Origin of the sequence: Aneurinibacillus danicus, from assembly GCF_007991215.1 — a bacterium.
Classification (GTDB): domain Bacteria; phylum Bacillota; class Bacilli; order Aneurinibacillales; family Aneurinibacillaceae; genus Aneurinibacillus; species Aneurinibacillus danicus.
The window spans coordinates 1-10746 of record NZ_BJXX01000209.1; the positions used below are offsets into that span (position 1 = coordinate 1).

Annotated in this window: 10 protein-coding genes and 2 riboswitches; of the genes, 5 read left to right on the forward strand and 5 right to left on the reverse strand. The window is 44.5% G+C overall.

Annotated elements, in window-relative coordinates; translation table 11 throughout:
* Positions 1-216 precede the first annotated feature (216 nt).
* The 5 genes from ADA01nite_RS20405 to ADA01nite_RS22465 form a co-directional block, all read right to left on the reverse strand.
* Positions 217-1377 carry a universal stress protein gene (locus ADA01nite_RS20405; RefSeq protein WP_146812277.1) on the reverse strand — a complete coding sequence of 387 codons (1161 nt, stop codon included), beginning with the start codon at positions 1375-1377 and terminating at the stop codon, positions 217-219.
* Between the two features lie 56 nt (positions 1378-1433).
* Positions 1434-2000, reverse strand: a complete 567-nt coding sequence (gene kdpC, locus ADA01nite_RS20410) for a potassium-transporting ATPase subunit KdpC (RefSeq protein ID WP_146812278.1) — start codon at positions 1998-2000, stop codon at positions 1434-1436.
* A 24-nt stretch (positions 2001-2024) separates the two neighbouring features.
* On the reverse strand, positions 2025-4061 hold the full coding sequence (gene kdpB / locus ADA01nite_RS20415; protein WP_146812279.1) for a potassium-transporting ATPase subunit KdpB: 2037 nt from the start codon (positions 4059-4061) through the stop codon (positions 2025-2027).
* Between the two features lie 43 nt (positions 4062-4104).
* On the reverse strand, positions 4105-5778 hold the full coding sequence (kdpA, locus tag ADA01nite_RS20420; RefSeq protein ID WP_146812280.1) for a potassium-transporting ATPase subunit KdpA: 1674 nt from the start codon (positions 5776-5778) through the stop codon (positions 4105-4107).
* A 121-nt stretch (positions 5779-5899) separates the two neighbouring features.
* On the reverse strand, positions 5900-6139 hold the full coding sequence (locus tag ADA01nite_RS22465; RefSeq protein ID WP_218029596.1) for a hypothetical protein: 240 nt from the start codon (positions 6137-6139) through the stop codon (positions 5900-5902).
* Positions 6140-6366: 227 nt separating this feature from the next.
* Positions 6367-6512: riboswitch (cyclic di-AMP (ydaO/yuaA leader) on the reverse strand.
* Positions 6513-6855: 343 nt separating this feature from the next.
* Positions 6856-7011, forward strand: a riboswitch (cyclic di-AMP (ydaO/yuaA leader).
* A gap of 125 nt (positions 7012-7136) precedes the next feature.
* Here ADA01nite_RS22465 and ADA01nite_RS20430 point away from each other — a divergent pair.
* The 5 genes from ADA01nite_RS20430 (at position 7137) to ADA01nite_RS20450 (ending at position 10605) form a co-directional block, all read left to right on the forward strand.
* Positions 7137-7520 (forward strand): Na-translocating system protein MpsC family protein, encoded by a 384-nt coding sequence (locus tag ADA01nite_RS20430; protein WP_146812282.1) that lies wholly within the window; start codon positions 7137-7139, stop codon positions 7518-7520.
* A gap of 186 nt (positions 7521-7706) precedes the next feature.
* Entirely contained in the window at positions 7707-8159 is a 453-nt protein-coding gene (locus ADA01nite_RS20435; RefSeq protein ID WP_170230403.1) for a Na-translocating system protein MpsC family protein, read from the forward strand.
* Between the two features lie 36 nt (positions 8160-8195).
* Complete coding sequence (locus ADA01nite_RS20440; RefSeq protein WP_146812284.1) at positions 8196-8612, forward strand: hypothetical protein; 417 nt, start codon at positions 8196-8198, stop codon at positions 8610-8612.
* 120 nt (positions 8613-8732) lie between these two features.
* Positions 8733-9971, forward strand: a complete 1239-nt coding sequence (locus ADA01nite_RS20445; RefSeq protein ID WP_146812285.1) for an aspartate kinase — start codon at positions 8733-8735, stop codon at positions 9969-9971.
* A gap of 385 nt (positions 9972-10356) precedes the next feature.
* Entirely contained in the window at positions 10357-10605 is a 249-nt protein-coding gene (locus ADA01nite_RS20450; protein WP_146812286.1) for a hypothetical protein, read from the forward strand.
* The last annotated feature ends 141 nt before the right edge of the window (positions 10606-10746 follow it).

Sequence of the window (10746 nt, forward strand, 5' to 3'; positions counted from 1 at the left end):
AGTAGTAGATGGTCTGTTCCGACCCAGCTATACGGAAAACGTATAGATGTTGCTTACTTACGTATCGAGAGGACTTCCGATCGGGTATCGAGCGTGAGAGGCCAATCCTCTGATGCGTAGAAGCCTCATCGATAGAGTTGGTAAGAAACTCCCACCTCTAAGCGTGAGCATAGGTGGGAGAGGTTCATTCGCAAATTGTCCTGTATCTTATAAATTTTACTCCCGATTATCGACCCCATCGGCTACAATTAAAATATCGACATATTTTGTACCTTTCATTATTTTGTTAACGATGGAGCCTTTTAAAATTTCTTCCCAGCGAGAGCGTGCTGACTGACCAAGAACAACCTGAGTAATACCCTTTTCCTCTACAAATTCAATAATCAGCTGTTCGGGTTTTCGACCACCAAGGGCGCGAATATGAAACTCTGCATCAAGGTCTTTTGCCAGCTTTTCAAGCAATCGATGCTGCTTTCTTGTTTCCTTATCCATTTTATGAACCGGGATAAGTGGAATATTTAAAATGTATAACTGGCATTTCAGACGATTAGCAATGCGCCATCCTCGTCGGATGAGACGTTCCGCATTTGGCCTATAGTTAACACAGACAAGGATTTTTTCGTTGGCACCCTTCATTCCATGAATACCTTTTTCAAGCTTATATGATTCCAGACGTTCGTCGACGTCATCTGCTACTTCTCGTAACGCGATTTCTCGGAGTGCGTTCAAGTTGCCAATGCGAAAGAAGTTTTTCAGCGATTGTTCTACTTTCTCCGGCTTATAAATGAGACCCGCTTTTAAGCGTTCGTGTAATGTTTCCGGTGGAGTATCAATTAATTGTATTTCATTTGCCTCGTTCAAAATCCAGTCCGGTATACGTTCCCGTACCTTGATACCCGTTAACTGCTCTACCGTATTATTTAAACTTTCCAAATGCTGAATATTAACTGCAGTCATCACGTTTATGCCGGCTTTCACTAATTCCATGACGTCTTCATAGCGTTTTTGATTTTTTGAACCTGGTACATTTGTATGCGCAAGCTCATCGACAATGACATATTGTGGTTTTCGTTCTAAAATCCCTTCTAAATCGAACTCTTCTAACTGCTTGCCTTTATAATCCACTTTCTTCAGTGGGAAGATAGGGAGATTCTCGATTTGTGCTGCAGTTGCAGCCCGGCCATGCGTTTCAATAACACCGATAATAATATCGACGCCTTTTTTTAGTAACTCGTTTCCTTCGCGCAGCATCATATAGGTTTTGCCAACACCAGGAGCTGCCCCGATAAAGATTTTTAAATAGCCCCTGGACTCTTTTTCAATCAGTTTCAGAAGTTCCTCTGGTGTTTTCCTTCTTTCTTCATTCGATGTCTTCATTGTATAAAAACCTCCCAAAGCCGCTTCTAGATTAGCAGAGGCGGCTTTGTTGTACGTTATTTGCTTTGTGCAAGTAAATCCCGATTTAACTCTAATACATTGACGCGTGGTTCTCCAAATATACCAAGCTGTCGGCCTTTCGTATGCTTGTCGATTAAGGAAAGCAGTACATGTTCACTTAACCCGGTTGCTTTGGCGATGCGCGGTACCTGTGCTTTTGCAGCTTCTGGTGATAGGTGAGGGTCAAAACCCGACCCAGACGTTGTTACAAGATCAGCAGGGATGTTATCCTGCAGAGCTGGATTTTCTTTTTTTACAGCATCTACCGTTTCCTTAATGCCTTTTACGTAATCCGGAGAAGCTACGGCTGCATTGGTCGCAGCAGAGGCGGTCGGATCGTATTTAGCGGCAGAAGCGCGTGGATGAAATAGCTTAGGTGACGTAAAATCCTGCGCTAATAATACAGAACCTTCAACTTTCCCATTATCTTCGACTAAACTACCCTGTGCTTGGAAGGGAAAGAGCACCTGTGCAATTCCAGTTGTAAGTAAGGGATACAGGAGGCCGCAGACAAGCATTAAGAGAATGGAAGCTCGTATAGCGATAAATAACGATTTCATCATAATTTCTCCTTGTCTTTGCTTAAATTACATGAGCCCAGCGATAATCATATCAATGACTTTAATACCGATAAAAGGTACAACCACACCGCCGAGACCATAAACCAATAAATTTCGGCGTAGCAGCCGGTTAGCATCCATTGCTTTATACTTTGCCCCTTTCATCGCCACCGGGATTAGCAGCGGAATAATAATGGCATTGAAGATGAGCGCGGACAGGATTGCGGACTGGGGCGAGGCGAGACGCATAATGTTGAGTGCCTGTAGCTGCGGCAGGGCCACAATGAACAACGCTGGAATAATTGCGAAATATTTAGCGATATCGTTTGCAACTGAGAATGTTGTGAGCGAACCGCGTGTAATCAACAGCTGTTTTCCGATCGCGATAACGGAAAGAAGCTTTGTCGGATCGGAATCCAGGTCAATCATATTAGCCGCTTCTTTTGCAGCCATCGTACCTGAGTTCATTGCAAGGCCAACATCAGCCTGGGCGAGAGCAGGGGCATCATTCGTGCCATCGCCGGTCATGGCAACCAGCTTGCCCTGTGCCTGTTCACGCTTAATCGCCTCGATTTTATCTTCTGGCTTGGCTTCAGCAATGAATTCATCTACCCCGGCTTCCTGGGCAATCGTAGCAGCTGTGAGCGGGTTATCACCCGTACACATAACGGTTTTAATCCCCATCGCCCGCAGTTCAGCAAACCGTTCCTTTAAGCCTGGTTTTACCGTATCTTTTAAATAGATAAGACCGTAGATACGATTGTTAATGGACACGGCAAGCGGTGTTCCGCCCGCCTTGGCGATCCGGTTTGCTTTTTCTTCTAAATCATTCGGAATAGAGCCGTTGTTTGCTGTAGCAAACGCTTTAATAGCATCCACTGCACCCTTGCGAATCTGTGTGCCGTTGCTTAAGTTTAAGCCGGACATCCGGCTTTCTGCGGTAAACTCAATAATCTCAGCAGCTGCATATTCATTTTCAGGCCACGTAACACCAAGCTTATCTGCTAACTCTACAACAGAGCGCCCTTCCGGGGTTTCATCTTTAACGGAGGACTGTAGAGCTGCCAGCGTTATGTCTTTTTGTGATACACCCTCTACAGGGATAAACTCGGCTGCCATACGGTTACCAAAGGTAATGGTTCCGGTTTTATCAAGAATCATCGTGTCAATATCGCCGGCTGCTTCGACAGCTTTTCCTGACATCGCCAGCACGTTAAACTGGGTAACACGGTTCATTCCAGCAATTCCAATTGCGGAAAGCAGCCCGCCAATCGTCGTTGGAATCAGGCAAACCAGAAGCGCAATTAATGTTGCGATATCCAGCTTGATGTGCAGGTAGTTAGCCAGCGGTACAATCGTTACAATAACGAATAAGAAAATGAGCGTCAGTACAGCCAGCAGGGTAGTCAGGGCGATTTCATTCGGTGTTTTCTGACGTGCTGCCCCTTCGACAAGAGAAATCATACGGTCAAGGAACGATTCTCCCGGGTCGGTCGTTACTTTTACAATGATATAATCGGAGACCACGCGCGTCCCTCCGGTAACGGAAGAAAAGTCACCGCCTGCTTCTTTAATTACTGGGGCGGATTCTCCTGTAATGGCTGATTCGTCAACGGAAGCGAGACCTTCGATAATCTCACCGTCAGATGGGATAAGTTCACCTGTGTCAACGCGAACAATATCACCCTTACGCAGCTGGGTGGATGATACCTCTTTAATAGAACCGTCTTTTTGCACGAGTTTAGCCATCGTATCAGATTTTGTTTTCCGCAGTGTATCAGCCTGCGCTTTGCCGCGTCCTTCCGCGAGGGCTTCGGCAAAGTTAGCGAACAGGACGGTAAACAACAGGATAAGGAATACAGCGATATTATAGCCGCGGCTTACGGTACTTGGACCGAGCGCATCCGGTGCAATGGAAAGAATGAGCGTAATCAATGTTCCGATTTCAACAATAAACATGACAGGGTTTTTTATCATGACAACAGGATTTAATTTTTTAAAGGAATCAATAACTGCTTGCGTAACAATCTCTTTGCTGAGCGTCTTTTTCTGCTCGATAGCCATACAACATCCTCCTCTTTATAGTAAAACGAACAAGCGGTATACCTTACATCCCCAGGTGTTCAGCGATAGGGCCGAGTGCCAGTGCAGGGAAGAAGGTCAGTGCACCAATGACCAGGATAATCACCAGCAGGATAACCGTGAACAGTGGCGTGTCAGTGCGGAAGGTTCCTACGAATGCGGCTGTTTTCGGCTTAACTGCAAGGGAGCCGGCAATGGCAAGCATAGCGATAATGGAAATGTAACGGCCGAACAGCATGACAAGTCCGATGGACATGTTATAGAAGTTCGTGTTCGCTGTCAGGCCGGCAAAAGCGGAACCGTTGTTGGCCGCGCCGGATGTAAAAGCGTACAGCACTTCAGAAATGCCGTGTGAGCCCGGATTGAGAATCGAAGCCATCGACTCGGGGCGCAGGAACGCAATCGCTGTCGGCACCAGGATAATGACCGGATGGGTTAAAAGCGAAATGGATGCCAGCTTGATTTCTTTGCCCTCAATTTTTTTGCCGAGAAACTCCGGTGTACGTCCGACCATCAACCCGCAGATGAAGACGGTAAGAATGACGTATAACAGACCGTTTAGCAAGCCGACGCCATCACCGCCGAATACGTTGTTCAGCATCATTTGTGCCAGCGGAACCAGACCGCCAATCGGTGTAAGCGAATCGTGCATATTGTTGACTGAACCGGTAGTGGCGGCGGTTGTCACCGTAGTGAACAATGCTGATTCCGCATAGCCGAAACGTACTTCTTTTCCTTCCATGTTGCCGGAGATGCCCAGCGCCTGCAGGGCTGGTGTGCCTTTATATTCAGCGGTAAAGACGATGGAAAGCATCATGAGAAACATAATGGACATCGTGGCGAATACCGTCCAGCCCTGGCGTTTGTTTTTAATCATGACGCCGAATGCATAGACGAGTGCAGTCGGCACGAACATCATACATAAAATATGGACCAGGTTGGCAAGCGGCGTCGGATTTTCAAACGGGTGCGCGGCGTTCACGCCGAAGTAGCCGCCTCCGTTTGTTCCGATATGTTTAATCGATTCAAGGGATGCCACCGGACCCCGAGTAATCGTTTGCTGTGCGCCTTCTAATGTCGTTGCTGTTTGTGCGCCATCCAATGTTTGCGGCGACCCCTGGAACACAAGGAATAAGGCAACGATCAAAGACAGCGGAAGAAACACACGGGTCAATGAGCGAACCAGGTCTACATAGAAATTGCCAAGATTGTCCTGCTGTGCGGCCAACCCTCGGATGAAGGCAATGGCGACCACCAATCCGGTTGCGGCAGACGTAAACATCGGGAACGTAATGGCGAGCATTTGCGATAGATACGAAAGGCTGTTTTCCCCGCTGTACGCCTGCCAGTTCGTATTCGTAATAAACGAGGCGGCCGTGTTAAAGGCGAGCGCGCTCGGCATATTGTCAATCCCATCCGGGTTGAGCGGCAGGTATTTCTGTAAACGCAGTACCGCATACATCAGCATCACCATGACAAAGTTGGATAAGAGCATGGCCAGGACATATTGTTTCCAGCCCATTGTTTCGTGTTCCCGAACACCCATGATGCGGTAGAACAGCCGTTCCACAGGACCGAACACCCGGTCAAGCCCTGTTCTCTCATAATCAAACACTTTGACGAGATAGCTGCCTGCCGGTTTTACCAGCAGCATGATAATAAGCAGTGTCACAGCTACCTGCAGAATTCCTGTACTCATTGGCCAGCCTCCTATATGAAAGACGTGACATTAGAATTTTTCCGGTTTAATCAGAACAAAACATAAGTACAAAATCATGGCGAAAGCAATCAATAAGATAACTGCCATATTCTCACCCCCTTTACGCCCGGTCGCAAAACTCGGTAAATCCGATGAAGAGAAGAAACGACAAAACGAATGTACCGATGATGAACACATCGTTAAACATGCCTGTAAAATCTCCTTTCTTTTTCAAGATTGAGCGCATAAAAAAGACCGGCGCATACTCTTCTCCTGTTGAACCCCATATGGAAAGAAAGCCAACTATAACCTGGGAATAGTTTTTCCGACTGTGTCCATAAATATATGGAACGAAAAACACCCCGCTGGCTGCTGTGGTTCACTGTTGGAGAAAAAGTACCACCGGTCTACGGAATGCCTGCCCGTCACCCCGGGTGCGGACCTGCATTCTGTCCACCTGTTCTTTTTCTTAGAAACAGTGGTATGAACTTGTAAGCAAAACAAAAAGACCTGCAAAATTATTGAAGAATCCCCTTTTATTACCGGATGATGGCAATAAAAAAAGCCTCCTCAAATAGGCGGTCTTTAGACCTCCTTCGCTTTAGCCGACGAAGTTAGCTGACGGGTAGGATGGCGAAAGAGATATTCTCATCCCTCCTTACAATCGTAAGAATTAACCCCAAAAGAGTGGGTCCTCCGCTCCCGGATGCTCCGGGACTAGGCCAGATATGCGGTTGTGGTATGGATTTATTATAAGAGCGCCGCTATAAAAAAATAAAATCGAAAATAAACAAAAAATCACGCTATTTTTAAAGAAATGGGAAGAAGTAAGCGATAAAAACATAATTATTCACACTCAATCTCTTTTTTTCTCTTTATATCTTCGTATTTTATTATTAGCACAATAAAAAAGCGAGAAAGTTAGCGGGAAGGAAAAAGAGCGAAAAGGAACGAAAAAAAAAGAATTTGAAAGAGATAGTCATAAAAATAACGTCTAAAAGGCTTTTATAATTCTTTACAAGTGATAAATCTCGAACGTAAGATGAATCCATCTTTACCGCCAAATCAATAAAAATTCCAGCTTGATCGCTGAGTCCTGATAAGGGAGCGGGGGACCCAATCGCAGATAACGATGTTTCGTTATCTGCATGGGGTGAATCCTGGGTAATCCGGGTAGGGCGACTCTCACGCCCGAATCCGTCAGCTAACCTCGTAAGCGTGTAGAGAGGAGGACTGTTGTCGTGATACCATGACAGCTTCTTTGCTGTGCATGTGGAGCCGCACGAAGAGACCTCTTCTGGCGGCTTTTTTGCGTACGTTTTTAGGTAAAAGATAAAGATTAAAGGAGTTTATAGAAGATGGCGCAATCGTACAAAAGCAAGATGGAAGCAACGATTAGTGAAGCCTATATTAAGTTTTTGCGTGAGATTCTCGGCAGAGGGCCGAAAGAAACAAAAACATACATTATTAAGGACATGGTCATTATCCGCTTAAAAGAAGTGCTGACCCAGGAAGAGAAAGCGCTGGTGCAGATTGACAGGGGAAAGCCGCTGGTCAAAGAAATGCGTCGGATTCTTCGTGAATCAAATAGCGAGAAAACGGAAGCGATTATCTCCGGCATTACGGGTTGTCAAGTTATCTCCAGCCACAGCGATATCAGTACCAAGCTTGGGGAACAGGTAGAATTATTTATTCTTGATTGCGATTTGGAGAAGGAATTGAAAGCGAAGGCAGTTCTATAGCTCATCAGGTAGACTGAATACAAGGAGCTTCTTTGGAAGGGCCGGGTATTACGTAAGCCTGCGGATTCTTATAAGGTTCCGATGTTTTCACTGGATTGCATGTACAATTCAGGACATGGGGATCGTATGGGGGACCGCAGGCTTTTTATATTCGGTATGAAAAAACAGAAGAAAAGGAGCGGAAAGATGGAACGCAGTATCAGACGAACTATAGAAGACGATATTATTGAATCCTATCAAGAATGTGCCTTTATTGTCACAGGTTATCACCCCGATATCGTTTCGGTCTATTTCTTAGGAAAAAAAATCATTATTTCGTCCAGAGGAATATCTCCTCTTGAAGCGCAAAATCTACCCGCAACCGTCGGAGGAAGAAAGATAGATAAAGTGCTTAGTGATATGAGGCGTGATTTTTACATGAACCTGATGACAAAGCAAATCGAACGCATTGTCGCTTGTAAGGTTCTTTCGATAAAAATGGATCTCACTATAAGCATTGCTGAAAAAGTGGATATTTTCATCATAGAACAAAGCATAGAAGAGGTTATCAGGCAAAAAGAAGAGCAACGCCACCAGTATGAAAATCATTTCCGGTTGCTCAAAAGTTTCTTTCGTGACGAGCGCTACTGCAATAGATAAGCCTATAGATAAATTTTTGATAAGGAGAAGATAAAAATGAACACGGCTACCATGGACCAGCATGAATATATTGTTGTTTGCACACCGAATTGGGCTGGTGAAGTCTTTTTGAAAAAACTACAGGATGTGGGACAGCCGTTTTTTGTGCTGGTTCGTGACAAAGAAGAAGAGGATTATTTGCGAGGACAGGGCTATACGTCTGTTTTGAAAGTAGAAGATATAAATGTAGGAAGCTTACTGCCTATATTTGATTATCCCATCGGCAAAATTATAATTTTTGAGGATCATTTTTTTGATTGCTGCAGTTTAATCCGGATTATCCGTTCGTTAACACGAGTGCCGATTTACTTAGTTACGCCCAACAAAAAGCGGCTGGCTAAGCTCTATTACAACTTGGGTGTAAGTCACGTTATTTACAGTGACACAGGGAACGTTTCTTTCCTTATCAATTAAGCAGAAGTTCTATAAAACATATATAGACACTCATGCCGCTAACGCAGCACCAACAGATGATGAAATAAAGTTATTTCAGGATAGTGGAAGGGGAAAATAACAGATGAGAGGAAGACGAAGGTGGGACTGATAGTGCAAAAGTTCGGAGGCACTTCGGTAGGCAGTGTCGAAAGAATTTTAAAGGTAGCCGAGAAGATTATCGAGACGAAGATACAAGGGAATGATGTCGTCGTTGTCGTATCGGCTATGGGGAAATCAACCGATGTTTTAGTTGACTTGGCGAAGCAATTGTCTGACGATCCACCGGATAGGGAAATGGATATGCTCTTGACGACAGGGGAACAGGTTTCCATCGCCTTGCTTGCTATGGCTTTACAAAGCAAAGGTTATCCTGCTGTTTCTTTAACTGGATGGCAGGCGGGAATTGTGACAGAATCCATTCACACCAAAGCGAGAATTGAACAGATTGACAACTCCAAAATTATGAACCATCTTCAAAAGGGACGAATCGTAATCGTGGCAGGGTTCCAGGGAGTTACGGCACATGGGGAAATTACCACGCTCGGAAGGGGAGGTTCGGATACGACAGCGGTAGCGCTGGCCGCCAGCCTGAAGGCTGATTTGTGCGAAATCTACACGGATGTTGTTGGCGTATTTTCCGCTGATCCGCGCGTAGTGCCTACAGCACGAAAATTAGCCGAGATCTCTTTTGATGAAATGCTGGAATTGGCTAGGTTAGGTGCAGGCGTTTTACATCCACGTGCCGTAGATTGTGCGAAAAAATATAAGGTAAGACTAACGGTACGATCTAGTTTTACCGATGAAGAAGGAACTACTATTCGGGAGGAAACGAAAATGGAAAAAGGTTCGGCAGTTTGCGGAGTAGCTCATAATAATAATGTAGCTAAAATTACGGTGAAAAATATGCCTAATCAGGTACACGCCTTCTCTTCTTTATTGACCGTTCTGGCAAAGTCTTATATTAATGTGGATGACATTATTCAAAGCTCATACGAATCATCGTTAACGAATATTTCCTTCTCCTTGTCTGAAGATGATTTGAAGCGTACATTGAAAGTACTTAAAGCAAATAAGACGAGACTTGCGTTTGAAGAAGTCATTGCGGAAGTGGGTCTAGCGAAAGTTTCCGTTGTTGGTACAGGAATGCTCACAAATTCGGAAGGAGTTATGAGTATGTTTAAATCATTGGCTTCCGTTAATATTCCTATTAAGATGGTTAGCACTTCGGAAATTAAGGTGTCATGTATTATCCCCGCAGATATGACGGAAGCAGCGGTTCGGACTCTTCATCGTGCTTTTCGTCTAGATGTAGCGGAAATAGCTGTTATTCAAGGATAAATGAAAAAAACCGCCTTTAGGGGTTTAGGTGCAAAAACATTTATTAGAAAAATATAGCCAATCATTTCTTTCGAATTTGAGGTTAAGAAGTGAATTCAAACAGTTTATGGGTGAATTCTTTTTGATGTAGGGCAGATTTCATGTTGATGAACCTGCCCTTTTTTGACCCAATGCATAGCCTTTATCCACTTTAAATAGAAGTATATAACTTCCTCTATGTAAAGTTTGTACTCTACGTTTCCACTTGACTTGTACTACGGTAAAGAAGAACCCTCCTGAGGAGCTTATCGATGCTGCCTGCGCCGTGCCCTTCCGCCTTCCCCTTCCGCTTTCCCCTTGAATATACTACCTATATATCTCGGTATTTATACAGGGAGGGATAAGTATGAAAAAAGATCAATGTCATAGCCATGATATTGAATTTGTAAATTGGTGGGGTAGACAGGGGCCTCCTCATAGGCATCGATATTATGCTGAAACATCGGTTAACAATGGCCATAATCATGTCATGAGAGGATTTACTTCTATTACTTCTGGTGGCCTGGATAATCATGTTCATTATTACGAAGGGGCCACTTCATTGTTTTCTAGTACCTGCCTACTCAGGAGGGATAATATCATCAGCCAAAATTAGTCGTTTTCCGAGTTTTTGCCTTTGGGGAAATCGTTCGAAAACCTCTGCTTTTACCAGGAATGCCATCTCTACTTTCCTCCCTAACGTAGAATAGACTCTTTTCTTCAATGAAACGATGATCTGATTCCACGATATTATTAA

What these genes read in the sequence shown, in the direction of transcription:
- ADA01nite_RS20430 (WP_146812282.1), top strand. Translation starts at nt 7,137, where the DNA reads ATGGCGCAATCGTACAAAAGCAAGATGGAAGCAACGATTAGTGAAGCC.
- ADA01nite_RS20450 (WP_146812286.1), top strand. Translation starts at nt 10,357, where the DNA reads ATGAAAAAAGATCAATGTCATAGCCATGATATTGAATTTGTAAATTGG.
- ADA01nite_RS20405 (WP_146812277.1), bottom strand. Translation starts at nt 1,377, where the DNA reads ATGAAGACATCGAATGAAGAAAGAAGGAAAACACCAGAGGAACTTCTG.
- kdpC (WP_146812278.1), bottom strand. Translation starts at nt 2,000, where the DNA reads ATGATGAAATCGTTATTTATCGCTATACGAGCTTCCATTCTCTTAATG.
- ADA01nite_RS20440 (WP_146812284.1), top strand. Translation starts at nt 8,196, where the DNA reads ATGAACACGGCTACCATGGACCAGCATGAATATATTGTTGTTTGCACA.
- kdpA (WP_146812280.1), bottom strand. Translation starts at nt 5,778, where the DNA reads ATGAGTACAGGAATTCTGCAGGTAGCTGTGACACTGCTTATTATCATG.
- kdpB (WP_146812279.1), bottom strand. Translation starts at nt 4,061, where the DNA reads ATGGCTATCGAGCAGAAAAAGACGCTCAGCAAAGAGATTGTTACGCAA.
- ADA01nite_RS20435 (WP_170230403.1), top strand. Translation starts at nt 7,707, where the DNA reads ATGGAACGCAGTATCAGACGAACTATAGAAGACGATATTATTGAATCC.